This is a genomic window from Chryseobacterium sp. W4I1, assembly GCF_030816115.1.
Classification (GTDB): Bacteria; Bacteroidota; Bacteroidia; order Flavobacteriales; family Weeksellaceae; genus Chryseobacterium.
On sequence record NZ_JAUSXQ010000001.1, the window covers coordinates 2,414,132 to 2,440,245 of the forward strand.

At 38.2% G+C, this 26,114-nt stretch carries 24 protein-coding genes; 7 read left to right on the top strand and 17 right to left on the bottom strand.

All coding sequences use genetic code 11. The annotated features are described in order from the left end of the window. Positions 1-120: 120 nt before the first annotated feature. Complete coding sequence (locus QF044_RS11250) at positions 121-2,382, top strand: glycoside hydrolase family 3 C-terminal domain-containing protein (RefSeq protein WP_307267090.1); 2,262 nt, start codon at positions 121-123, stop codon at positions 2,380-2,382. Between the two features lie 82 nt (positions 2,383-2,464). Here the strand turns inward: QF044_RS11250 and QF044_RS11255 are convergent, their stop codons facing one another. The 6 genes from QF044_RS11255 to QF044_RS11280 form a co-directional block, all read right to left on the bottom strand. Then, positions 2,465-2,989 carry a hypothetical protein gene (locus QF044_RS11255; protein ID WP_307267092.1) on the bottom strand — a complete coding sequence of 175 codons (525 nt, stop codon included), beginning with the start codon at positions 2,987-2,989 and terminating at the stop codon, positions 2,465-2,467. Between the two features lie 24 nt (positions 2,990-3,013). Further along, on the bottom strand, positions 3,014-3,403 hold the full coding sequence (locus QF044_RS11260) for an HNH endonuclease (protein ID WP_307267097.1): 390 nt from the start codon (positions 3,401-3,403) through the stop codon (positions 3,014-3,016). 397 nt (positions 3,404-3,800) lie between these two features. After that, entirely contained in the window at positions 3,801-4,760 is a 960-nt protein-coding gene (locus tag QF044_RS11265; protein ID WP_307267100.1) for a Fic family protein, read from the bottom strand. A 130-nt stretch (positions 4,761-4,890) separates the two neighbouring features. Continuing rightward, positions 4,891-5,445 carry a DUF2652 domain-containing protein gene (locus tag QF044_RS11270; RefSeq protein WP_307267102.1) on the bottom strand — a complete coding sequence of 185 codons (555 nt, stop codon included), beginning with the start codon at positions 5,443-5,445 and terminating at the stop codon, positions 4,891-4,893. Between the two features lie 175 nt (positions 5,446-5,620). Further along, positions 5,621-6,415, bottom strand: coding sequence for a metallophosphoesterase (locus QF044_RS11275; protein ID WP_307267104.1), 795 nt, complete (start codon positions 6,413-6,415; stop codon positions 5,621-5,623). A 25-nt stretch (positions 6,416-6,440) separates the two neighbouring features. After that, complete coding sequence (locus QF044_RS11280) at positions 6,441-7,829, bottom strand: MFS transporter (RefSeq protein WP_307267106.1); 1,389 nt, start codon at positions 7,827-7,829, stop codon at positions 6,441-6,443. A gap of 142 nt (positions 7,830-7,971) precedes the next feature. Between QF044_RS11280 and QF044_RS11285 the strand changes: the two genes are divergently transcribed. Both QF044_RS11285 and QF044_RS11290 read left to right on the top strand, forming a co-directional pair. Continuing rightward, positions 7,972-8,442 carry an Lrp/AsnC family transcriptional regulator gene (locus QF044_RS11285; RefSeq protein WP_307267109.1) on the top strand — a complete coding sequence of 157 codons (471 nt, stop codon included), beginning with the start codon at positions 7,972-7,974 and terminating at the stop codon, positions 8,440-8,442. Positions 8,443-8,700: 258 nt separating this feature from the next. Next, positions 8,701-9,468: a methyltransferase domain-containing protein gene (locus QF044_RS11290; protein ID WP_307267111.1), complete on the top strand. Its 768-nt coding sequence runs from the start codon at positions 8,701-8,703 to the stop codon at positions 9,466-9,468. 54 nt (positions 9,469-9,522) lie between these two features. On the opposite strand, the gene QF044_RS11295 is transcribed toward QF044_RS11290, so the two are convergent. The 5 genes from QF044_RS11295 to QF044_RS11315 all read right to left on the bottom strand — a co-directional run bounded on the left by QF044_RS11295 (position 9,523) and on the right by QF044_RS11315 (position 14,979). Continuing rightward, complete coding sequence (locus QF044_RS11295) at positions 9,523-10,035, bottom strand: hypothetical protein (protein WP_307267113.1); 513 nt, start codon at positions 10,033-10,035, stop codon at positions 9,523-9,525. A gap of 15 nt (positions 10,036-10,050) precedes the next feature. Beyond that, on the bottom strand, positions 10,051-11,103 hold the full coding sequence (locus tag QF044_RS11300) for a hypothetical protein (RefSeq protein ID WP_307267115.1): 1,053 nt from the start codon (positions 11,101-11,103) through the stop codon (positions 10,051-10,053). Between the two features lie 325 nt (positions 11,104-11,428). Then, positions 11,429-13,015, bottom strand: a complete 1,587-nt coding sequence (locus tag QF044_RS11305; RefSeq protein WP_307267117.1) for a hypothetical protein — start codon at positions 13,013-13,015, stop codon at positions 11,429-11,431. Continuing rightward, positions 13,015-13,950, bottom strand: coding sequence for a hypothetical protein (locus QF044_RS11310; RefSeq protein WP_307267121.1), 936 nt, complete (start codon positions 13,948-13,950; stop codon positions 13,015-13,017). The genes QF044_RS11305 and QF044_RS11310 overlap by 1 nt, the downstream gene beginning before the upstream one ends. 3 nt (positions 13,951-13,953) lie before the next feature. Next, on the bottom strand, positions 13,954-14,979 hold the full coding sequence (locus QF044_RS11315; protein ID WP_307267124.1) for a hypothetical protein: 1,026 nt from the start codon (positions 14,977-14,979) through the stop codon (positions 13,954-13,956). A 336-nt stretch (positions 14,980-15,315) separates the two neighbouring features. Here QF044_RS11315 and QF044_RS11320 point away from each other — a divergent pair, with 336 nt between their 5' ends. Beyond that, on the top strand, positions 15,316-16,011 hold the full coding sequence (locus tag QF044_RS11320) for a hypothetical protein (RefSeq protein WP_307267127.1): 696 nt from the start codon (positions 15,316-15,318) through the stop codon (positions 16,009-16,011). Between the two features lie 62 nt (positions 16,012-16,073). Continuing rightward, positions 16,074-16,490, top strand: coding sequence for a T9SS type A sorting domain-containing protein (locus tag QF044_RS11325; RefSeq protein ID WP_307267129.1), 417 nt, complete (start codon positions 16,074-16,076; stop codon positions 16,488-16,490). A gap of 221 nt (positions 16,491-16,711) precedes the next feature. Here the strand turns inward: QF044_RS11325 and QF044_RS11330 are convergent, their stop codons facing one another. The 3 genes from QF044_RS11330 to QF044_RS11340 all read right to left on the bottom strand — a co-directional run bounded on the left by QF044_RS11330 (position 16,712) and on the right by QF044_RS11340 (position 19,182). After that, entirely contained in the window at positions 16,712-17,413 is a 702-nt protein-coding gene (locus tag QF044_RS11330) for a siderophore-interacting protein (protein WP_307267132.1), read from the bottom strand. 108 nt (positions 17,414-17,521) lie between these two features. After that, positions 17,522-18,388, bottom strand: a complete 867-nt coding sequence (locus tag QF044_RS11335) for an AraC family transcriptional regulator (RefSeq protein ID WP_307267134.1) — start codon at positions 18,386-18,388, stop codon at positions 17,522-17,524. Positions 18,389-18,546: 158 nt separating this feature from the next. Beyond that, positions 18,547-19,182 (bottom strand): LysE family translocator, encoded by a 636-nt coding sequence (locus QF044_RS11340; RefSeq protein ID WP_307267136.1) that lies wholly within the window; start codon positions 19,180-19,182, stop codon positions 18,547-18,549. A gap of 406 nt (positions 19,183-19,588) precedes the next feature. Here QF044_RS11340 and QF044_RS11345 point away from each other — a divergent pair, with 406 nt between their 5' ends. Further along, complete coding sequence (locus QF044_RS11345) at positions 19,589-21,928, top strand: TonB-dependent receptor (RefSeq protein WP_307267138.1); 2,340 nt, start codon at positions 19,589-19,591, stop codon at positions 21,926-21,928. Between the two features lie 3 nt (positions 21,929-21,931). After that, entirely contained in the window at positions 21,932-22,747 is an 816-nt protein-coding gene (locus QF044_RS11350) for a DUF4249 domain-containing protein (RefSeq protein ID WP_307267140.1), read from the top strand. Positions 22,748-23,053: 306 nt separating this feature from the next. Here QF044_RS11350 and tssD read toward each other — a convergent pair whose 3' ends face one another. The 3 genes from tssD to QF044_RS11365 form a co-directional block, all read right to left on the bottom strand. Then, positions 23,054-23,461 (bottom strand): type VI secretion system tube protein TssD, encoded by a 408-nt coding sequence (gene tssD, locus QF044_RS11355; RefSeq protein WP_307267142.1) that lies wholly within the window; start codon positions 23,459-23,461, stop codon positions 23,054-23,056. Positions 23,462-23,633: 172 nt separating this feature from the next. Next, positions 23,634-25,202 carry an ABC transporter permease/substrate-binding protein gene (locus QF044_RS11360; protein ID WP_307267145.1) on the bottom strand — a complete coding sequence of 523 codons (1,569 nt, stop codon included), beginning with the start codon at positions 25,200-25,202 and terminating at the stop codon, positions 23,634-23,636. Further along, positions 25,199-26,110: an ABC transporter ATP-binding protein gene (locus tag QF044_RS11365; protein ID WP_307267146.1), complete on the bottom strand. Its 912-nt coding sequence runs from the start codon at positions 26,108-26,110 to the stop codon at positions 25,199-25,201. The genes QF044_RS11360 and QF044_RS11365 overlap by 4 nt, the downstream gene beginning before the upstream one ends. Positions 26,111-26,114: the final 4 nt, after the last annotated feature.

Below are 26,114 nucleotides of genomic sequence, written 5' to 3' on the forward strand. Positions count from 1 at the left end.
TCCTCCCTTCAAACTCCGAAGCTCGGGATCAAAAAAAATTATTGGCGAAAATTTATTTTCTCAATTTGAGATAATAAAAATTTTACTTACTTTTGTTTTTAATCAACAAAAAGGCTTTTTATGTTCAAGAAAACCGCCATCGTAAGTTTATTCACTCTTATTGCTGCTTCATATATGGCTCAGACGCATACTCAACCCGTTTATTTAGATGAATCAAAACCTGTGGAACAGCGTATCCAGGATGCGCTTTCGAGAATGACAGTGGAAGAAAAAGTAGCTATGCTGCACGCCCAGTCAAAATTCAGTTCGCCAGGCGTTCCAAGACTGGGAATTCCGGAATTCTGGACCACAGACGGTCCTCATGGGGTACGTCCGGAAGTAATGTGGGATGAATGGGATCAGGCGGGATGGACGAATGACTCCATTATTGCCTATCCTGCTTTGACAGCTCTTTCTGCGACCTGGAACAAAAAAATGTCCTGGAATTATGGAAAAGCTCTGGGAGAGGAAGCCCGTTACAGAAAAAAAGATATTCTTCTGGGACCTGGTGTCAACATTTACAGGACACCTCTGAATGGGAGAAATTTTGAATATATGGGTGAAGATCCTTATTTAACTTCAAAAATGGTGGTGCCATATATTAAAGGGGTACAATCCAACGGTGTGGCTACTTCTGTGAAGCATTTTGCTTTGAACAATCAGGAGATGTTCCGTCATACGAGCAATGTGAATATTGACGACAGAACGCTGTATGAGATTTATCTTCCGCCTTTCAAAGCAGCGGTAACAGAAGGAGATTCATGGACGATCATGGGCGCTTATGATATGTATAAAAACCAGTATGCCAGCCAGAATCAATATCTTTTGAATGATATTCTGAAAAAAGAATGGGGTTATAAAGGAGTGGTGGTTTCCGACTGGGGAGCGGTGAATAATACAGAACAGGCAATCCACAACGGATTGGATCTTGAATTCGGAAGCTGGACAAACGGACTTTCTAAGGGAACGAAAAATGCATACGATAATTATTATCTTGCAAAACCTTATTTAGATCTTATTAAGGAAGGAAAAGTAGGAACGCAGGAACTTGACGACAAAGTAACAAGATTGCTTCGCTTGGCCTACAAAACTACGATGAACAGGAATAAACCTTTTGGAAATGTTGCTTCTGAAGAACATAAAGCAGTAGCAAAAGAAATCGGGGAAGAAGGAATTGTACTGCTGAAAAATCAAGGAAACGTACTTCCTATTGATATTAATAAAGCCAAAAAAATTGCCGTGATCGGTGAGAATGCCATCAAGATAATGACCGTTGGTGGAGGTTCTTCTTCTTTAAAAGTAAAATACGAAACGCTTCCATTGGACGGAATCAAATCCAGATTTGGAAAACAGGCTGATGTACAATATGCCAGAGGTTATGTAGGCGACATTGGTGGAGAATACAATGGGGTAAAATCCGGACAGAACTTAAAAGACGACCGCTCTGCAGCTGAATTACTGAACGAAGCCGTAACATTGGCCAAAAATTCTGATTATGTGATCTTCGTAGGAGGTCTGAACAAAGCAGATTTCCAGGACAGTGAAGGTAACGACAGAAAAAGCTACGGACTGCCTTACAATCAGGACAATGTGATCTCCGCATTAGCGAAAGCAAATAAAAATCTTGCCGTAGTTCTGGTTTCAGGAAATGCTGTAGCAATGCCTTGGATCAAAGAGGTTCCTACTGTTCTTCAGTCATGGTACCTTGGTTCTGAAGCTGGAAATTCTATTGCTTCTGTATTGGCTGGCGATGCGAATCCTTCTGGAAAACTTCCATTTACTTTCCCTGTGAAGCTGGAAGATAATGCCGCCCATCAGTTGGGAGAATATCCGGGACAGAAAGATGAACTGGCAGCGGGAAAAGGAAAAGATCAGAAAAACCCGATCAATATTACGTATAACGAAGGTGTTTTCGTAGGCTACCGTTGGCATGATACAAAAAAGATCAAACCTCTGTTCAGTTTCGGACATGGTTTGAGCTACACAACATTTGAATTTGGAAAAGCTTCTGCTGATAAAACAGTGATGTCTCAGGACGATAAAATCACATTTACCGTAACTGTAAAAAATACAGGGAAGAAAGCAGGTGCTGAAGTTGCTCAACTTTACATCAGTGACATCAAAGCTTCTGTACCACGCCCTGCAAAGGAACTGAAAGGTTTTGAAAAAGTATATTTAAACCCCGGCGAGCAGAAGGAAGTCACTTTCACGCTTGATAAAACAGCATTGAGCTATTTTGATGCTGATAAACATGATTGGGTTGCCGAGCCTGGAGACTTTGAGGCATTGATCGGGAATTCTTCGGATGCGATTAAAACGAAAGTTAAGTTTACGTTGAAATAGTTATTATTAAAACATTTAAATATCAAAGCAGGTTCTACGGGATCTGCTTTTTTAATTCATTATAATAATTTCCTTTATCAAACTATTCTTCTGCTGATTTTATATTTATCTCTATCTTTTTGCCTTTTACTCTTACATTCTCATCTAAATATATCAATCCGAAATTTTTCTTATTCTTTAAATTATTGTTTAGGTCTAAAGCTGTTGGAATCAAATGAGGAAAAGGTGATAATTCAGTAAAATTTTCAAAAGGAAAAACTGGAAAAAAAGTTTGAATGGCAAAGTTTTTATAGCTTAATATCAGTAATGTTTTAGGAATTTGTCTAGTAACATTTAATTTTCTATCAAAAACTACACATCTAATTTTATCTGTTGGGCTACTAAATGGAAAAATTGTAAATGCCATACATGGACGAATAATCGTATTTTGTTCTAATGACATTAGCCATTCAATAGTCTTATTATAATTCTTAATTATCTCTTCCTTAATTACTGATAAACCAATTTTAATTAAGCTTCTATATACATATTCTGGAATATATGAAGCTGTTTCTACTGTAAAATCTATTTCTTTGTTACCGCTTATAAGATCATCAGGAAAGTTCATAATGTGAAACACATTTTTATCATCTTAATGTATCTCTAGTTTATTTTTAAATTTAGGTGTCTTGTTATTTTTATTTTTAGTACTTGAAAGAGTATTTAATGGTAATAAAAAGTTAGCAAGTTCATTTTCATATGCAGAAAAATATTTGTTACAATTATCACATTCGAAATCTGAAGTTAAACTTTTGTTACCTAAAAATTCAGGAATTGTATGAGATACATTTCTAAAGTTAACTTCAGGAAAATGTTTCTTACAAAATCTACATTCTTTTTCTTTCGAACCTTTTAAAACTCTTTTATTATTCGAATCATTCTCCTGAATCTCAATAGAATCAATAATTTCATACTCTTCACTTAATTTTTGTAAATCAGAAAAAGCTTCCTCGTTTATAGGATAGTTAGATTTTATTTTCATGACAATAAGTATGAAAATAAATATAATATTTTATTTTGTATACTAAGTTTTAAATACAAAAAAATATATTTTATGGAATCTATTTTTTTTGTCAATATGTCCTTTTGTCTTGAAACAAAAGGACCAAAAATTCAAGACTTAGAACCTTCCGCTAAAAATGAAATCTGCTCTCTAAAAACTCTAAACTCGTGCGGTAGTTACTCTGTATTAAGAATTTTAATTTTGTCCCGCACTCAGACAGGAGAGTTTTTTTAACGTTTACAGAATTCATTTTCTTAACGCTCCAGTTTCTTAGGTCGTTTTGAAATAGGTATCTATGTTAACCGAGGGTCTATATTAAAATTTTTTAGTTTCTTTTGTATTCAAAGCCTCGTCAACATTCTAGATATAAGCTACCCTAACTTATGAACTGATATTCAGTCAATCTTTGTTCACCATATTTTTCTAAAATTTTCTGTTCGGCAGCCCATTTTAAATCCCTGCTGGCTGTAGGTGCTGAAATATTTTTGAAATGTTGGAGATAATCTTTCCTGCTGAACTTTTCATTCTTTACTTTTTCCTTAAAAATCAATATCCTGTCTTTTGTCGTTAAATTGATACTCTGAGATTGCAAAACCTCCTGAAGAGCTTTTAAAATAATCCCCAACATAAATTCAACAAAAGGAGTAGAATTTCCTTTTTTATCAGATTCTGAAAGTTTATTGTAATATTCCTTTTGATTCTTTTTAATAAGACTTTCTACCGGGAGATATTCAAATACGGGATATTGCTGCATCAAAATAAGAGTTTGCCATAATCTTCCCATTCTTCCGTTACCATCCAAGAAAGGATGGATAAATTCAAATTCATAGTGAAAAACACAGCTTTTTATTAAGATAAGATCAGGATCATTTTTCAGGTATTGAAAAAGATCATTCATCAGCCCTTTGATCATGGTGCCTGATGGAGCAACATGTTCCACTTTAGAACCTTTGACTATTCCTACATTGGAAGTCCTTAATTTTCCGGCATTATCTATCAGATCTTTCATTAAAACAGCATGAGCTTTTTCGAGATCTTTAATATTAGCAGGATTAAACTGCTTTAAGTGATCATATACTTCAATGGCGTTCTGTACTTCCTGAATATCTTTTAATGGTGCAATAATCCGTTTATTGTCCAGTAATGCAGTTATCTGTTCTTCAGTCAGTGTATTTCCTTCAATTTCCAACGAAGACTGAATCGTTTTAATACGGTTCTTCTTCCGCAATTCCGCTGTTGGCTTATAAAGATGATTCGCATTAATTTCTCCAATCTTTTCAGATATAGAAGAAACTAATATTAAGATCTTATTGGTAATAGTATATGGCGGTTTCAAAACTTGATAGTATCATTTGATAGTATCAAAGATATAAAATCATTTTAAGCCTCTGTCATAATGTGACATAAAAATGTCAATTTCCTCACATTACGTAGCAAATTTTCAAAAGATTTAAAAAAGAAATATGCTAGTTCGCTTTCTCGAAATAATGGATCATCCCACCCTCAGGAAGATGATATTTCTGTGTATTAATTTCTGATTCTTCACTTTCGCTGTTTTCTAAAAAAGAATTACTAAAAAGAGCATAAGAGGGGTTTTCTGCAAATTCATTCTTCAGCATCTGATGGGCTTCCACTACTGTTTTACCATAAAGCTTTTTAAAACTTCCGATTGTATACTGTGAAAATTTTCCATAGTGAACAATAAATTTCAGTGACATGTCTATGGACATACTTAACTCTTTACTTAATTCCTTAATTTTTTGGTTAAAAGCATTCCGCATTTTCCAGAGCATCGTTGAAATAGTCTGATAAGATGGGTTATTGTCGTATCTGTAAAATAAAATGGCATCGCCCTCGATCTCTGAAATATCAAAATATTGATCATTCATATCGATCAGCGTAGAAAGTAGTTGTCTTACAATATATTCTCCTGTATAAAGTTTTGTATTGAACACGAATTCTGTAAACCCGCTGAAATCAGGAATAAGAATAATACCCTCATGTATATTTGGATTCTTCATAATGATTTTAGTTTAAAAACCTGCTGCATCAGTATAGACGAAGCAGGTTTCATTTTACTTTATTGCCGGCATTGCCAATCACTATGCGCAGAGAAATAACATTTAATAATTGTACTTTCAGAGAAGGACGAATATGCTGAAAGCTAGGAGAGCTAATAGAAACCGATTCTAATCTTTACACTTCAATGATCAGTTCTTTTTCATAACCGTTGTATTTCTCATCAATATAGCCATGAGGATTACAGATAATTTCGGTTGCGCCGATGCTGTATCTGCACGGCGTATGGATATGCCCGTGAATCCAGTACAGCGGCTGATGTTCTGCAATGAAATCTTCCAGATTGAATGCATAAGCGGAAGTCACGGGATCTTCTTTGTAGTGTTCCGGAACAGACTGAATGCTGGGTGCGTGATGGGTAACAACAATATTCTTTAAGCCTTTAGAGTTTTCAAGACTTTCTTTTAACCAAAGCTTTGAGAATTGATGTATTTTAAACGTATCAAGAGTCCTCATCTTTGAATAAGAAGGATCCCGTTTAATTTTTTTATAATCATTCATTATTGGCTGACAAATCATTCCGTGATATAAAGGATCTCCGAAAATAGAAAAGTCCGTCCAAAGCGTGGCTCCATGAAAACGGATTCCGTCAATATCTACAGCATCATTTTCAAGGACAAAAATATTTGAGTCTTCAGCTTCAGCCTTGATCTTATTTAAGGTTTTCGGGTAGGAACCTTTATGATATTCATGGTTTCCTAAAACATAGATAACCGGTTTGTTCTTGATTTTCAACTTGATCCAGTCAATTCCTTTTGTTCCCAGATTAATATCTCCTGCCAATACAACAACATCTGACTGATCAAAAAATAAATCAGCAGATCCAAATTCCTGGTGAAGGTCGCTGATGATCTGTATTTTCATTTTGCTAAAATAAAGAGAACCGACGTTATAATGCCGATCCTTTTTCATAATAGTTTGTCTATTTTTAATCCGTTTATGAAACAGCTATTGCCGTTTGTCTGGTTTTTAAGCTTTTAACAATAAAATACAGCAACATTACAAGAGCAAGTAAAGCATATCCAACCAAGATAATCAGACTTAAATCTCCTACAGCATATTCTGACGGAAAGATCTGGCTCATTAAAGTTATGAACGAAAGTCCAATTCCTGCTCCGAGGAAATAACTGGTAGAGCTTAAACTTGATGCAACGCCATAATGTGAAGGCTCTACATCCTGAATTCCCATCACAGACAGCGCGGTAAAACAGAACGTCATGCCAATTCCGGAGATACATGCAGCTCCCAATAGTACTACCGTTAGCGGATGTCCTGTGTAAACCGCTATCAGTAAAGATAAGGCTCCTGCCAGCATAAAACTCCAACCGAAAACACCCATCTGGGAAGAACTTAATCTTTTGGAAATGTAGGGCAGTACAAATTTTGCAGCCAGCGCCGACATGATACTGAATGGCACCAACATTAATCCCGCAGATGCCGCACTGTATCCCATATCTTTCTGAAGCATTAATGAGATAAGAAATAAAAATCCTATGAAAAATGCTCCTAATGTGAAGAAAACTGCATTGGAAATCATCAAAGATTTATGTTTAAATAATTGCAAATCGATTAGAGGTTGAGCTACAGATTTCAATCTTATAAATACTGCAGCTAAAAGAAGAACAGAAATAACAAGAGAACCCATAATCATGAAAGGATTTTCTTTGATATGAACAAGCTCATGAGTTCCGTAGGTCAGACTTAAAAGTCCTAAAACCAACAATATTCCAGATATAAAATCAGTTTTCTGTCCAGGTTCACTTTTTTCATCTGTAGGCAGATACTGATAAGCAAAGATCAAAGTAAGTAAAAGAATAGGAACATTGATCAGGAACACCCAATGCCAGCTCAGATAAGTACTGATAATGCCTCCTACTGAAAGTCCGCTTCCCGAACCAATCGCAGCAAATGAGCTGAAAATTCCAATGGCACGGTTACGTTCCTGCTCCCCCCTGAAAGTATTGGTGACAATAGATAGCGCAGAAGGCATAATGAATGCGGCTCCCAACCCCTGAAGGGCACGAAATATGGCTAAAACTTCAAAACTCTGGGAAAGTCCTGCACCTAAAGAGGTGAGCATAAAAATAAAAGCTCCGATAAGGAATATTTTCTTGCGCCCGATCTGGTCGGAAAGTTTTCCACCGATGATCAGAAAGCCTCCAAAAAAAAGCACATACAGGGTCTGCAGCCACTGTACGGTTTCTGCTCCGATATGAAACTGTTCCTGAATGGAAGGAATCGTTAAATTAATAATGGCAATATCCAAAGCCTCTACAAAAGTTCCTACCGATGCTAATATTAATATTAAATTCTTCCTTGTACTCATCTATTCAAATTTACTGCAAAATTAATTTTAAAAGAACATATGTCAAAATTATGTGTTAATTTTGGAACAAATTTAAATATTAAATAAATAAAAAAGAACAAAATAACTATTACCCACAATATAACCTTTAAAAACAGAACAAATGACTGCCGAACAATATACCCCCGACGAAAAAGACCTTTCAATCCTGCGTTTGCTTCAAAAAGATGCCAAAATGAGCGTCCGTGATATTTCAGCAAGGATCAATTTAAGTCCAACTCCCACACACGAACGCATCAAGCGAATGGAAAAACTGGGAATCATCAAGGAATATACCGCAATAGTAGACCGTAAAAAGGTAAACAAAGGTATGATGGTGATCTGTATGATCGCATTAAATGTTCACAACAAAAAAACCGCCGGAAAATTCATCGAGGAAGTTGGAAAGTTGAAAGAAGTAGTAGAATTTTATAACATCAGTGGGGATTTTGATTTTATGCTGAAGATCCTTGCTCCTAATATGGATGATTTTCATGAATTTTTTGTCAATAAGCTTTCTGAAATTGAGGGCATTGGGCAGACAAAGAGTATTTTTGTGATGAACAGCATTAAAGAAAGTGCCCAGATTTTGTGAGAGTTTAAGGAGGAAGTAAGAAGATGGGAGATGGAAGTTACTTTCAGCCTGTAAATGGATTTCTGGGTTTTTTACGAATTCAGATTAACTTGATGAAACTTTAAATTCAATGAAAACGGGATTAATTGTTCTTTCTTCTTTCAGTAACTCCCATCCTCCTGCTTCCCGCTTCCTTTCTTTTAAGAATCTTTTAATATTTTAATTTTCTTGTTCTGTTCCGGATTGAGTAAATTGAAATCACATTTAAAATTACAGAATATGCCCTGGAATCCTGACGTTTACAACCAGTTTAAAAATATCCGTTTTAAGCCGTTTTATGATCTCGCTGAGTTGATCACCGATGAAAAAGCAATGAAAGCAGTAGATCTTGGCTGCGGAACAGGCGAACAGACTGCCATCCTTACTGAAAAATTTCAAGATGCTGTTTTTACAGGGATTGACTCTTCTCCCGAAATGCTTGAAAAATCCAAAGCGCTGGAAAATGAGCGTCTCCATTTCAAAATTGCGACAACAGAGACGATGCTGGATGCTGATGAAAACTGGGATCTCATCTTCAGTAATGCTGCCCTGCAATGGTCTGATGATCATCAAAACCTTTTTCCTAAACTTATTGCTAAGCTGAATACCAACGGACAATTCGCTGTACAAATGCCTTATCAACCGGGCAACACCCTGAATAAAATTCTTTTTGAGCTGGCAGATGAAGAACCTTACCGTACACAGCTTAACCAATGGAACCGCCCTTCAGCTGTGCTTACAATCGATGAATATGCACAAATCTTGTTTGACAGCGGCATTGAGGATCTGAATCTCTCTCAGAAGGTTTATCCTATTATTGCCGAGGATCACGAAACCTTATTCAACTTTATTTCCGGATCAGCTTTGATCCCTTACCTGGAAAGACTTGACGAAGAACAACAAAAAGTCTTTACCGCAGAATTCAAACACCGAATTTCAAAAGATTTTGCTAAGCTTCCTGCTATTTATGCTTTTAAAAGAATCTTAATGTACGGACGAAAAAAATAAAAAAGCCCTGCTATTAATGATAAGCAGGGCTTTTAAACTGTTTTCAAACTGTTCTTATTTCCAGTAATTCCAGACAATTCCGTCAAAAACAGCAAACGTTTTACTTGCTGTATCATAACAGATCATGCCAGGGTACGGATTTTTCACATTGAGATGCGGAGAAGCTATTTTAGGAAGAATCATAGCTTTATCCGGCGATTCAAGAACGAGCACTCCATCTGTACTTCCCACTTTATCCCCGATCACTACTCCATTACCGGTTTCATCTGAACTGCTATTGATCACTGCCGAACTGTTGCCAATATCACTGAGAGCTTTCCAGGTATTGTTTTCATAAACCTTTACCTTATCATCAGACCTGTCAAAGATAAATGTTCCGTTTTCCGGGATGTCCGGGATCCTCTCTGTTGCAGGAAGAATAAGACCTTTTGTATTGGTTGGGGTATTATTGAAATCCAGGACCGTACTACTACCGTCAACAGATTCTTTTTCTATAGCAACCTGAGCATAGAATAAATTAAAAGCTAACAGTATCACCACTGTTGATATATTTTTTATGTGTTTCATGTTTTATAAATTAAGTTAATCATTACAGCTTCTTTCAATGCAATTCCATTGAGTTCCGTTATACAGCTTCACACACTTGTCCTGAATATCGTACACCAGCATTCCTTCTTTCGGTTCTGCAACAGCGTCTCCAAGTTGAGGGGTTGAGCTCACATGTTGTACTCGGGTAATAACAAAACCTTTAAGCTTTGATTCCAATGCGAGGAAACCATTAGGAATATTTTCGGGCCAGTCTTTAGTTTTTTGCTGTATCGTAATTCCCATTTTAGTATAGCCGTCCGGTGTTCCTGAAACAGCAGGCTTTGTACAGTAATTATCCAGTTCATGAACTACTTCATCCGCAAAACCACAGACAAGTTTTTCATCAGGAAGCCCATCAGGCCATAATGTGGGACACGTCGCCTTAGTAGCATTCGGACCACAGAAACTGGCATTACCGGGAGCAAGGCCTGTCACCGTATCCATTGCAATAGCGATGATCTGGCTGTCATTACTGAGAATAGAAGTTCCGCCACCGTTCACCTGTGCTTTGGCAATACAGTAAGCTTTCCCCAAAGGAGCTCCTACGTAATTGATAAAAGGATAGGTAATAGACTGCTGACTGAATGTTCCACATATTTCTACCACACTATATGTCCCCATATCAATGCTTGATGTAGCACCGGGGAATGTTCCCATGAAAGACGGATCTCCCTGAGATACTGATCCGGTAAGGGAAAGATAAGCTTTGGTTCCCAGTTTCACTTTTGAGTTTTTCTGGCTTCCGAAAACCCCTATTATGATTGATCCCTCAGATTTTACACTCCCTTTGTCCCCAATCTCAAGATCACCATTTACCGTAATACCTTTTACAATAAGAGCACCGCCCGGCTGAATGATCAGTAAAGCACCCGTTGGAATAGTAATATCATTGGTCAGAGTAAGGTTTCCTGTAAGGCAGTACGTCTGCCCGGCATTCATGGTTTGACCTGTGTAAGCTATGCATTGTGCATCCGCAATACTGTAAAAAAGAACCATTAATAAAAATACGAATTTCTTATTAATGGCGCCAAAATTTAAATTATCCATATGACTTTATAATAAATTAATATTTTTAACATAATTAAATACATTAAAAATAAAATTTTACATGGCTGCAATTTATATACCAAAATTTTACTCCACGGTATGATTTAGCCTTTAATTATTGGAATTAAGTAGCTTAATGAACACCATAGCAGAAAGTTAAACACTTGTTTAAAAAAATGAATTATTTTTTTAAGTAAACCTAGTCATTTGTAAATTCAGTTTTCATTCTGCATTAGCACTTATCATCAAAAAAAGATACACCGTCATGATGCATCTTCTTGAATAGCGAGCTATAATTATTTGTTTTTACAAACAACAGAGCCGGTTAAGGTTTGATGTAGTTGGGGATTTTCCTCAAGGTATCTGAAAGTATGGTATCCCGTTCATTGATTGTAAAATTTTGCTGATTTAAAGAATAAAGATGAGCTTTATATTCTTTTTTCTGATGTTTGTAAAAGTCTCTAACTGTTGATGGATTCTCTTTATAAATCACGTTGATCAGACTGTCTATTTTCATTCCAAATGGTGCTTTTTTTGAAACAAGCCGCCAGTCGTTTTCATTTAATTCTGCATTGGGAAAAGGATTCAGATTGATCATCTGTACAACTGAAGGAATTTCTTCTGTGCGATTTGCATTCACGATGTCTGCACCGTTGTTTTCAACAGCAACAACAGTTTCTTCTGAAAAGGATTTCAGAATTTTTCCGTTATCCAAAAATACTAAATAACAGGCAGCCACAGCCGATACTAAAATGAGGAGACTCCAGAAAGCAATTTTATACGCATTCAACCGGGTTCCCTGGTAAGTAAAGCTGTTTTTTTCACGATTAAAATCTTCCAGGCTGTTGGCCAGCTTAGGCTTTGAATTTCCTTGATTTGATGAATGAGAAGAACTCATTGAGCTGATTGTCCCCACATCTCTGCTGAGCCTGATCTTCTCTGAAAACATTTTTCTGCTTTCCAGATGCTGTTTTCTGATATCTTCTACTTTCCCACCGGATTTTAAAATACCAATCAATTCGTCAATTTTTACTGCATATTGATCAAATCCGCTATTAATGGCATTAATCCCTGCTTTAGATTCACTGATCTTCTTTTCATTTTCCTGATGCCTTCTTTCATTCTGAATGATCTGTTTTTCTACCTCATCAATAATAGTTTTTCTGTCTCCTTTTAAATTCTCTTTTTCTTTTTCCATATCAAGGATACAGGCAGTCAACAGTTTTGATTTTTCTTCATCAGATCTCTGGATTTCTCTTTCAAAACCATTGAGATCTATAATTTTGAAGATGCCTTTCTGTTGTACAAATTCTGCAACCTCACGGCTTTCAGTGAAGTAAATCATATCATACGTACTCAGGAGGGCTATTGCTTTACTGAACAGAGAAGACATCTGCGAAGAACCCGGCTCGGAATATACCATCAGATAATGATTTCCCGACCTAGCCATTCCAGGACTTTCCACTTCACGGGCATTAAACCCGATTTTATCATAATCTTTTGGCTGATGAATGGAAAATTTATCCGAATGGCTAATGGTAATGGTGCCATCCGTCACATTATGTTTTTCCAGATATTGGTGAAATTCATTCAGGACATCAATTGTCAGGCTTTCGGGGGCTATTTTATCAACAAAAATAAGGCTTGATCCGATAAATGTACCGCCCCGCTGAGAGTTCTGCTCTTTTGCGAAAGTGTATACAGTGTAGGAAATCAGATAGGAGCTGCCGGCTGGCTCTATACGCATTCCGTAGATTTTACTGCCCGGAAAAAGCTTGACTGCATCTGTTTTCAGATCAAATGTTTTAATATTTTTGGCTACATCTGCATTTCCACCAAGAAAATAGGACTGGCGGAAGCCATTCGGGTTGCCAAAAGTCCCGAATGCTGAAAAAAAGTAAATACCACTCATCAGTTACTGAAACTAAATTTTAAACGTTCCCAAAATGTTCCCTCATAATCCAGATCATATCCGGTAATGCTTCTGTACAGCCATTTAGACAGAACCTCTGCCGTGGACAGATTGAGCAGGTTTACCCTTTCCTGTCCTATTGAATTTTCAACGCTTCCAATGGTGTAATACGATTTACTTAGTCCATAAGTATTGATTCTTTGTGCTGTCATTGGAAGGCGGTCAGAAATAAAACCTTCCAGTTCTTCTGCACTTTCAACGTCCATTCTTCCGGATTTATCCCATTTGGAAATGACAAGTACAGCATTCACTGATTTCAGGTTTTTTCCTTTTCTTTCCAGCTCATCCAGAAATTCATTGATCAGGCTGTCTTCTCTATGCGCAGAATCATAACTGGTAACGATAATGAAGGTAAGAGGTACATTGCCGTTCAAAAATGATTCGATACTACTGTGATAACTTCCGCCTCTTCTGATCTCATTGTGGTTTTCTCCTGAAGTTTCCAAAAATGTAAGATCAATAGGAACTACTCTTTTGGATTTATTATTGGGTTCAAAAACCAGATCAAGACGGGTTACTTTATCCCTCGATGTCCTGTTGGGAAGGATACCCTGACGTATATTTTCAAAAAAATCAGACAAAAGAACATTGGCTTCCTTGCTGTTGGGTGTACCAAGTTTCGGTCTCAATACTCCGGCATGAGATTTCAGATAATACAGCATGGAAGAAAGAATCACCGATTTTCCGGAATCCGCTGTTCCGAAGAAAAATACAAAATTGCTTTCTTTATTTTTAATATCATTTGAGATGGTTCTTGCAATAGGAACAAAATCTTCCTGAACCTGGTGCTCATTATCAAAAGAAAGAGGTTTCAACAGCTCTTCAGCTTCATGGTCAAAAGACAAGGGCTTAAATTTTTCGTTAAAATTATCCATGGCTTAGTTATTGGGAATTAAAGTATTACCGCTTCTCTTATTATTGAAAACACTTCCTCTGTTATTCCTGTTATTGCCAGGACCTGTCACCAGTAAAATAATAATCACGATTACAAAATCCAGTAAGATACATCCTGCCAACACCACAAACTGGTACATTCCGAAATGTTTGATAGCATGCTCAAATGCAAAACCAATCTTTCCTACTTCCTGAGTCTGCGAAACGATGGGCTCAAAGTGAATCTTTTCATTTCCTAAAACGGTTTGTGCCCTGCTTCCCAATTTATTGTATTCAGCAAGAGATTCATCGATGATGCCTTGTGACAGATCATCTTTTTCTTTTTTAGACAACAAAAGCAGATCCTGAATATTTTTATTCCATTTAAGACTGGCATTATTAAGATCCGTTTTCAAAGCTCGTTCTTCGGGAGAAAGATCTGAAATCATATTATCGATCTGATGGCCCATTCTTTCGGAGAGATCCTCATAATCGTTTCCTACCGGAGTCAAGAGATCCACTTTCTGACCTGTCAGCTTTTCAATATCTCTGATCAGCGACTGTGCTCTGGTTCCGATTCCTTTGTTTCCAGGGTCTTTGATTTGCTCCATCAGCTGTTTTTTCTTAATCTCAATATTCTGAGTGGTTATTTTATTGTACTTATAGCTCAGCTTTGATTCTACATCATTTTCAAGAGCCATAAAGCTTTTATTGATCTCCCGGAGCTCATCGGTAAAAATATCTGTTTTCATAAACCTGGTATACAGTGCATTGAAATTTGCAATGAAACAAAAGGAGGCTATAAATACATAGATCCCTACAAGACTTCCGGTAGGTTTTCCTTCCAGCTTGGCATTCCTAAGCATCCAGCACAGAAACAGCAATAAAAGGGATAAAACCAGAGCAATGACAAATGATGCAGGACCAAAAATCTGTTGCAGACCGAGCCAGGTCTGATAAAAGCTTACGCTGATGAGCAGCAATGCAAGAATCCCCAAAAAGAGATCGGCAGGAGTCGTTTTTTTATTCATAATGTTTAAGTTGTTGTGTCGTTTTCTAATGCCGAAACTACAAACAACTGTAAGAGAAAAATTATGGGAAACCGTAAAGTATATTTTTATTGAGATGAAGCAGAAAAATTAAAACCGATATGCATTTATAATATATGTATCGAACAGATTTTCAAAACTATTTAGATGATACAAATAAACCCTATAGAAATTAATTATAATGCATGCATTTCCTTTTATTACTGAATTGAAAGCAATAAACAGATCTTTAATATCACAACTAAGTGATAAAAATTTAATTTCAATAATAATATTTCCTACTTTAGTGATAACTAAAACCATCAAAATTCAAAATTTATGAAAACACCATTATTATCCATGAAAAGTGGCCTAGCAGCAGCTATGCTTCTTTTGACAGGAATTGCCAATGCCCAGCAATGGCAAATTACCGGAAATGCAGGAATTACTACAGCAAACTACGCAGGTACCGTAGATCCAAGACCTTTTTTTCTAAGAACGAACGGAGCATCTGCCAATCCGGGACAGGCTATCCTTAATGAGGCAGGTTCTTTCATCGTAGACGCCGTAAACAACTCCAATACCGCCAAAGTAAAAGGAAGCATCGTTGCCGGAAGCTCCAATATTCTGGGAGGACTGGCCAGCAGTTCTATAGTAAACGGCTGGGGAAATGATCTTGCCAACGGCGGAGGTGCTAATATCGTGAGCGGACAGGACAATATTGTTCTGAATAATTCCAGCAAATCTGTAGCTCTTGGCTGGAAAAACACTATCCGAAATTCTAACCAGTTTGCATTAGGGGTAGGCATTGATCTTAAGGATGTATATTCAGGAGGATTCGGAATTGATCTGGCCGCTACCGGAAACCGTTCTTTCGTCATCGGATCAGGAACCGGAGGAGCAAAACTGACGAATAATATTCCGTTATCAATCATGTTTGGTCTCTCCCCCACCTCAACGATGCTGATTCAGGATAAAAGAGTCGGCATTCTTACACTATCTCCTACTGCCAATTTCCATACGGTAGAACAGTAAGACATGAAAATCTGCCCACAGGAAGCGGCCTCGCCCTGGTTGTAGATGCAAGCGGAAATGTAATGGTTTCGAATACGCCACTCAACAAAACAGCTTCGGCTTCAGAGGAAACCATCCAACAGCTGGAAGACCGCATTAAAAATCTTGAAAATACGGTAGAGGAGCTGAAGCAACTGCTATTGAATAAAGCTGCTATCTCAACTATCACTTCTTCAGATATTGCTCAGCTTTCTCAAAATGTTCCCAATCCCACCAAAAACGGAACGAGCATCAGCTATTATCTTCCAAAAAATGCCCAAACAGCATCAATAGAAATTTACAATATTTCCGGTCAACTGGTAAGAACTCTACCCCTCCGTGAAAAGGGAAACGGCACGGTTACACTTTCAAGTTCAGAACTGCCATCAGGGACATATGTTTATAAAATGACCACAGACGGTAAAGTGATGGGCTCAAAAAAGATGGTGATTAAGGATTAAATTCTTGATATATTATTTTCAAAAAAGACGATCAATGGAGGTTTCTATTGATCGTTTTTTAAATTGGATTTTCAGGTAAGTTTTATACTTTCTCTTAAGCTTTCATAACTAAGGTAGAAAAGAACAACCAATTACTGCCTGATTAAAAATTTTGAGATTGCTTTGTCGCTACGCTCCTCGCAATGACAGTTTAATGTTTTGTAAACATGTAATAAAAGCTATTATAGCCCTCTTTTTCCCTCCATCCAGTAAGCTTGTGACCTGATGCATTTGGAATCTATGCCTTTAGCTTTAAGGAATTTCCGAATGACAGACATGGTATTGCCATTTCCAGTGAGATAGAATACGACTTCATTGTTTTGAAGGGCCTGCTTTTCTTCTTTCAGGAAATCAGTGAGTGCTTCTATGATGTTTTGGATATCATTTTTGGGAGCGTGATAACCATACAGTTCCAGTTCTTTCAGTGCCGAAGGCTCTTCCAGCTCGTGAAGGCAGACAAATGAGCCACCGATTTCTTCCGCTGCTTCTTTAATGGACAGAGAACTTCCCAGCGAAGTTGCATCGCCTATGGAAAAATGAATTTCTGCATTGGGTTCAAAAAAACGCTTTCCTCTTGGCATCAGTATTTTTGTAGTTTCGCCTACTGAAAGACGGCTGGCAAAACGGCTTCCTACAGCATCCGTATCATGAAGATGGAAAATCACATCAAAAGTCCCTGCGTGCTTATTAAAGCTGAAGGGCGAATAATTACGGTAATCTTTTTCGCTTACCCTGATCCCGATGGCATAAGCAGGCTCAAAATGGACATCTGAAAGATCAGACGAAAAGCGGATGAGGCGGAGATCTTCTGAAACAGCTTCTGTATGAATAACGGTGCATTCTTTAAATTTGGAGGACATGACGTTTTCTAATGTGTCATTCATCCATTTTGGTAAGCTTGGCATATATTATTTTATTGCAAAGGAAGCTGCAAAACAAATACAGACCGATAGCTGTTTCAGGGAATTGGTTGGATTATTCGTGGATCGGATCTACTTCCTGTTTCGGTCTCGGAATGCTGAGGGCGGACAGCCTTCCACCTTGGAGAATAATCGGGAGAAGTAAGTATGGTCACTGTATCCGAGTTCATAAGCGATTTCCTTTACTGTAAGTCCAGTGAAAGATAAGAGCCGTTTGGCTTCTATTAAAATTTCCTGGTGAATCCAAAACTGTGCAGATCTTCCCGTAACTTCCCAGATAACTTCAGTGAGATAACCCCGTGAAATATGGAGTGCTTCGGCGTAGGCAGATGGACTTTTCATGGTTTTGAATTCTTTTCTTACCAGAATCCTGAACTGTCTATTCAGCTGAATGGCCCGGCTTTCAATGAACGTTTCGGAGTTGCTTTCTCCTAAAAAGATCATGGCATACATCCCTGTAAAAGCGTTCATTAGGGACTGAACCACAAAAAATCCTTCTTTGGTTTCCAGCATTTCTTCGTTACAGGACATCTGCAGCATTTCGGCACAGGAACTGAGCTTTTCTGCTGTAATCCGGTCAATGACAACAGGCTGTATATCGATCAGCGACTCCTCAAAAACCGACCGTAAGGTATCGGGCAGCAGATCTGCTTTTACCGCGATAAACCATCCACTGACGTCATCCATCAAAATTCCTTCATGCACCTGCCCCGGCAGCAGAAAGAAAACAGCTGTATCCTGAGCTTCTATCATTTTAAAATCAACCATCATTTTCGCACGGCCACTTTGCAGATAGGTAAAAATATAATGACTGTCGCGATGAATTCCTTTATCAAAAAGATTATCTTCCGTACTCATGGTCCTCTTTTCAATCCTTTCGATCAGAATACCATGCTGCGTAATGCTGTTTAAATCGTAGGTAGGAATGGACTGCTTCATTGAAAATAGCTGGTGATGCGAAATTATTCTGATTTATTAAGCTGAAAGCATTTATTATCGCAAAGATAAGCAAAGAAATATTTCTCTCTGTCTGTTTTTTAGGATACACAAAGGCATTTCATCCAGCAAAGTAAGGCCATTCTATTTTATAATTCAGTTTATCTGGCTTTTGACAAAGCCATTTTTACCGCTAAATAAGTAAGTATGCCGGCCATAAACCATTTCTGCACTTTCACCCAAAACGGATTTCCTGCAAAGAATACCGCAACTTTTGCAGCGCTGAGGACGATGATAAAATTAACACTGAAGCTGATGAATACCTGAATAACACCGAGCTCTAGACTTTGGGTAAGAACGGAGCCGTATTCCGGTTTAATGAACTGGGGGAAGAACGAGAGGTAAAAGACCGCAACTTTGGGATTGAGTACATTGGTGAGAAAGCCAACGGTGAAGAGTTTTTTCGGACTGTCATGAGGACCCTGCTGGTCTACATCAAATATATTTTTGCTCTTAGGTTTGATCGCCTGATAGGCTAAATACAGGAGGTAGACGGTCCCCAGAGTTTTTAGAACAGTGTAGGCCACAGGAACAGCCAGTAATACAGCTGTAAGACCAAAGGATACCATAATGATGTGAAAGAGAAAACCGCAAACTACACCAGCCAGTGAGATAAGCCCGGATTTTTTACCTTGTGTAATAGATCTTGAAATAAGATAAATCATATTGGGACCGGGACTTATCACTAAAACAAGGGCAGCAATAACGAAAAATAAAAGATCGTGAAGTGGAATCATCTTGGTGAATATTTAAACAAATATAAATATTTCCTGCTTTTTTTTATCTTTTTTTATGAAACAGCAGTTATTTAACATTAAGATTACCTTTAATTATAAGGCCAGTCGGAGTATTTTGCTATTTTTGTATTCCCTGACCAGGGAGTTTTTACTTTTCTTAGGATAAAGCAAACAAGAACGATGAACGGGACAGATTTATGCAGCATACCGGGACTAAGGAAAGAAGATATATTTCAATCCTTTGCCCTATTTTTTATAGTGACCGTAATATCGTTTGTTTTTTTACGTTTGACAGTAAACTATGAACTCTCTGATGGATATCATTTGGCCGGTCTGTATTTCTCCACAAAATCTTTTTTAAACTTACTATTTGAAAGAATTCTACTCTATTAAAAATTTAAACTTAATGCAAAAATTGTTTTTTAAAACTGCCGTCACGGCTGCTGCGCTCTGTTTTAGTTCGCTGGCTCTGGCTCAGCAGAAATACTCGGTAAGTGGTACGGTGAAAGACCACAAGAACGGGGAACTGCTGATCGGCGTAACCGTGAAGGTGAATGAAGATCCGTCGATCTCCGTTGTGGCTAATGAATATGGCTTTTACTCACTGTCGCTTCCCGAGGGAAATTATACGCTGATCGTTTCCTATCCGGGTTACCGTGATTTTGAACTGCCGGTAAAGGTGGAACAGAATACCAAGCTGGATCTGCCACTCGACCAGGAAGAGAAGGGAGATGAAAAGGTAGGAAAGATTGATGAAGTCGTTATTTCAGGGATTAAAAAGGATAAAAACCTGACGAGTGCCCAGATGGGAACGGAAACTTTAAGCATCAAGAATATAGAAAAGCTTCCTGTTTTATTCGGGGAAAAGGATGTGATGAAGACGATCCAGCTTTTACCGGGAATCAAAAGCAATGGTGAAGGAAGCAGTGGATTCAGTGTAAGAGGTGGCGCTACAGACCAGAACCTGATCTTACTGGACGAGGCACCTGTGTACAATGCGTCTCACCTGCTAGGGTTTTTCAGTACGTTCAACAGTGATGCACTGAAGGATGCAAGCATCATCAAAGGAAACAGCCCTGCCCAGTATGGAGGCCGTCTTTCTTCAGTAATGGATGTAAAAATGAAGGACGGGAACAATAAGGACTATAATGTGAACGGAGGCATCGGGCTGATCAGTAGCAGGCTGAGTGTGGAAGGCCCTATCCAGAAGGAGAAGTCATCATTCATTGTTTCGGGGAGAAGGACATATGCGGATCTTTTCCTGAAGACAACGGATGATTTTAAAGACAGTAAATTATATTTCTATGATCTTAATTTGAAGGCCAATTATCAGATCAATGATAATAACCGTCTTTATTTGTCAGGGTATTTCGGAAGGGATGTTCTTGGATTGGGAGATACATTCTCTACTGATTGGGGAAACACTACGGCTACATTGCGATGGAACAGTATTATCAACAGTAAATTGTTCTCTAATACATCATTCATTTATAGCAATTACAATTATAAGGTAAGCTTAAAAAGCAACAACAATACTTTCGGTCTGAGTTCAGAGATCGAAGACTGGAATCTTAAGCAGGACTTTACGTGGTTTGCAGGAAATAAGCATTCTGTACGTTTCGGGTTGCAGTCTATTTATCATACGCTTACGCCAAGCAGTGCTTCAGGAACGAGTGTAAGCAGCTTCCCGAGAAATCCGAGGAAATCGTGGGAAAATGCGGTATACATCAATGATGATTTTAAAGCCACAGAAAAGCTGACGGTGAATTACGGTTTAAGGTTGTCTTCATTCAGTGTGCTGGGTGGCGATACGTATAACTCGTATGAAAATGGGGTGATCACGGACAGCAGATATCTGGAGAAGGGTAAATTCGGAAAAACATACGTGAATCTCGAGCCGAGGATCACAGCGAATTACCGCATCAATGAGGTAAGCAGCATTAAAGGAGGTTACTCGAGGAATACGCAGAATCTGCACCTTCTGAGCAATAGCAGCAGCGGAAACCCCACAGACCAATGGATCGGGAGCAGCTACAGTGTGAAGCCGGAAATAGCAGATCAGGTCAGTGCGGGATACAGCAGGAATTTCAATCATAACAATTATGAACTGAATGCGGAGATTTATTATAAGTCGATGCAGAATCAGATCGATTTTAAAAACGGTGCGCAGATCACGTTTGATACGGCAGCGGATGTGGAAAGTGAGCTTCTGTTCGGAAAAGGAAGGGCTTACGGACTGGAACTTATCGCCAAAAAGAAAAGCGGAAGACTGACCGGCTGGATTTCTTATACGCTGTCCAAAACGGAAAGAAAAATAGATGGCATCAACGATAATCAATGGTATAATGCAAGAATGGATAAAACCCATGATTTATCAATTGTAGCAACTTATGAGCTGAACAAAAAGTGGTCTTTATCCGGATTATTCGTTTATAGTACAGGAAATGCAGTAACTTTTCCTACAGGAAAGTATGAGCTGAACGGACAGACGATCTTCCAGTACAGCAGCAGGAATGCAGACCGGATGCCAGCGTATCACAGAATGGATGTGAGTGCAACGTATGAGCCGGATACTACGAAGCGTTTTAAAGGTTCGTGGTCGTTTGGTATTTATAATCTCTACGGACGTGAAAATGCCTATACGATTTCATTTGAAGATAATCCGAACAATCCGGGAACTACCCGTGCGATGCAGACTTCTCTATTCAGATGGGTACCTAATATCACTTATAATTTCAAATTTTAGATCATGAAGAATATTATTTTTATCATATTATCGCTGTTCGCTGTAACTTCCTGTGAAAAGGAGATTGATCTTGATCTTGAGGATCAGAGTGGAAAAATTGTCATAGAGGGTAATATCACGAATAAGCCGGGACCTTATATTGTAAGGATCACAAAGTCGGTAGCCTTTACACAAAACAATCAGTATCCTGCAGTAGTGGGAGCACAGGTAGTGATAAGTGACAACACGGGCCAAACGGAAACATTACAGTATATTGGGGACGGAAATTACAGGACGTCTGCATTCAACGGAGCAACAGGCCGCACCTATACGCTGAATATCCAGGCTGAAGGAAAGCAGTACACTGCACAGAGCACGATGCCTGAAGCGGTGCATCTGGACGGCCTTACACAGGATTCTTTCTCTTTCGGAGGTGAGATCACGTATGCTCTTTTACCTGTTTTTACAGATCCTCCGGCTCTGGGAAACCGTTATCTTTTCAATTTTACGGTCAATAGTTTAACGAAGAAAACGTTTGACGTATTTTCAGATAACGTCAACAACGGAATGGTGAATCAGAGACCTATATTTCTTCCGAATGAGGAAGACGATAATGATCCTACAAAGCATAAGGTAATAGTAGGCGATACGATTCACATGGAAATGCAGAGCATTGATAACAATATCTTCACCTACTACTCTGCTCTTCTGCAGATCATAGATGGCGGTGGACCTGGCGGAGGCGTTACCCCTTCCAATCCTCCAAGCAATATCAGCAATGGTGCTTTGGGATATTTCTCGGCGCATACGGTGCAGAGGAAGAAGGTGATCATTCATTAAACAATTCTATTTAAAATGTAATAAAGATTGTTCCGGATTGGGGCAGTCTTTTTTTAGTATTTCTAAATAATTCCTAAAACTCCTATGGTGAGCTAAAGACGAAAAATTCATTTCGCCAAATACAGAAAATTCTAGGACCAGTACTTCTGATTATTTCCCTTGACTTTCCCTGGATCCAATTTTTGTAAAGCTTTCCATGCGTTAATATTGATCCGGAAATATGTCGAACAAAAAAAAACAGAACGGCTCCCTAATGCGGGTGTACCATTCTGTCTGTATTTTAAAAATTTCCAGGAAATTATCTGCTTATGACGTAGGCCATTCTGCTTTGTAAGAAGAAGTACCCAGATCGATATGTTCTGCACTTACTATAAAGCTGATGTACATACTGTTCTCATCTACTGCATTGAAGTCTACTTCATGTTGGATCACATATCCGTTTTCCCATTTCAAAGTAGTTAATGTTCCTTCTTCGTGAGATTTGTTGAAAGTTACCTCTCCCGTTGTAGGTTTATATTTACCATTAAGTAAACTTTCAAGGATGTCTGATTTTTCAGTAGCCTCCACTGTGATTTTGACAAGAGCATTGGAAGGATCTGATGCTACTCTTCCTGATACGTCTGTAGAACGGGATACACTGTAGTTAAGTCTTAGTAACTTCTGTCCTTCACCTCCGTTAAATTTTAAGATTCCTCTCGAATTTCTTTCTGCCATGATTTCTAAATTTTAATTATTAATATTTTGTGATCTGATGTTTCTATTTCACCAAATATAGAAGTAACTAATGTGAAAAAACAGTATTTCCGTATAAATATGAAAAAGTGTCGTAGTACTACTACTAACAACCGTTAGGGTAATTTATGCCTAAAAATCAATAATTTACAATTTATCTGTATCTGGAAAAATATTTTTTAAGATCTGAAATGCTTTTAATATGAAGATCTTCTGCCTGTTTTCTACGCATCATCAAAGCATAGGAATTATTAAATCCAAGCGGTTTCAGCCATTGAATTCCATACTGTTTTTCAAATTCAGCATTAACATACTGATAGGTTTTATCTGCACTCTGAGTCACATTTTTAAGGGTCTGCCCTGTTGGTTTTAGAAGAACCAAAAGGCCGGTTCCGGTATATTCAGGATAAAAATCAACGCCATCATTCATCAGCGCATCAAAACAGATCTTGGTCCCTCCTAAACCTGTTTTGGTTTCCACTTTATAGTTTGTGTAACCTTCTATCAGCATTTTATACATTTCTGCAAGGATGTACTGTTCTCCGAATATTTTTGAGCCAATGCGTACTGTTCCGTAATTGCCTTTCCTTGAAGTTTTATAGAGTTTATTTTTAATTAAAAAATCCTTTGCAATTTTTTCCGGAGCCTGTTTGAGGTAATCAGACTTGTAATTCAGGTCGGTCATGATAGAATCGTTGAATTTACCGGCCAGCAGATCAAGGGTTTCTTCCAGCTGAGGAAATTTCTTCAGTGTTTTTATTTTAATAATGGGTGCAGCAAAATAAGGTGGAAATATTTTTTTATCATCATCCAGGACATACAGATCAAAAGCTTTGATCCTTCCATCTGTGGAATATCCGCTGATAAGATCCAGTTCTTTTTCGTAGGCAGCTTTGTACATAATGGCATCATTTACTACAAGCGGATTGGCATTGATTCCATACACAGAACGCAGACCGAGATCACCATCCTGTCTTCCCATAAACTCAGGGGTAAAACCTGCTTTAATTTTACTTTTTGACGGGGAAGTCAGCAAATACACCGCTCCCAGGATAATAAGCAGAACCGGAACTATATATTTCAGTTTTTGAAGTAATCGATATCCGGATTTTTGCACAACAGCAATAATCTGATCCAGCAGAATGGCCAGTAAGGCCGCGGGAATGGCACCGGCAAGGATCATATTGGTATTATTGAGAGAAATTCCGCCAAAAATAAATTCGCCCAGACCGCCTGCAGCAACAAATGAAGCTAATGTAGCCACACCAACATTGATAACGGCTGCAGTTCTTATTCCTGCAATAATAACAGGCATGGCTAAAGGGAGCTGGACTTTAAAAAGAAGCTGGCTTTTATTCATTCCCATGGCTTTTGCAGCTTCAATCACACTGGGGCCTACTCCTGTTATTCCGGTATAGGTATTCCGTATGATGGGTAAAAGAGCGTAGATCAGTAAGGCAATAATAGCAGGTTTTGCCCCAATACCAAAAGCAGGAATCATAAAGCCCAGCAAGGCAATACTTGGGATGGTCTGTAAGATACCGGCAGTACCAAGAACCGGACTGGAAAGTGTCTTCTTCCTTGCAATCAGTATTCCCAAAGGGACCCCAACAATGATCGCTAAAATTAAAGACAGAAATGTAAGCCCAAGATGCTGTATGATCTGGGTGAATAATTTTTCCTGCTGTTCGATGATAAACTGCCAAAAGCTTTGCTGCGTCATACGATCTGTAATTTTCTGTAATCATTGAATGCCCTGATCATATATTCGTAATGGTCAGAATTTTTATGATCTGAACTTAATCTCTGTAAAGCATTCCAAACGTTTGTATGATCTGTAAATTTAAATTCGGGATATGAATTGGGTGCAATCTCCAGGTCTTTTAATGTGGCTGTCTTATATTCCAGTAGCAACCTGTTTTCAGCAAAAAAATCAGTTACAAAATCATTACCGGGATGATAAAGCATTTCTTTTGGCGTTCCTGTCTGAATAATTTTCCCTTTATCCATCAAGCAAATCCTGTGTCCCAATTCAAAAGCTTCCTGAACATCGTGGGTAACGAGTATGATGGTTTTATTTTTAAGCTCTTCCAGGGATTTAAACTCTGAATGAATATCTGCTTTGGTGATATTGTCCAGTGCCCCGAAAGGTTCATCCATTAATAAAACGGGGGTATCCGCAATCAAAGCTCTTGCAATCCCCACTCTTTGCTGCTGTCCGCCACTTAGCTCACTGGGAAATCTTGAAAGGACATCCTCGGAAAGATGAAGTTTATTTAAAAGTTCGTGCGTTCTGTTTTCTGTCTTTTTCTTTTCCCATTTCAGTAATTCCGGAACTACAGCAATGTTCTGCTTGATCGTATAATGGGGGAACAGTCCGGAATGCTGCATCACAAAACCCATTCCTATACGCAGCTCTTCCGCTTTTTGGTCACGGATATTTTTACCATCAATGAGAATATTACCAGAGTCTGCTTCAATGAGTCTGTTGATCATTTTAAGCGTGGTCGTTTTGCCACAGCCGCTGGTTCCTAAAAGTACCAGAATTTCCTGATCATTCGCCTGAAAGGAAATATCATCAACTGCAGGTTTTCCGTTAAAATTCTTTGAAACTGATTCTACTGTAATCATAAGC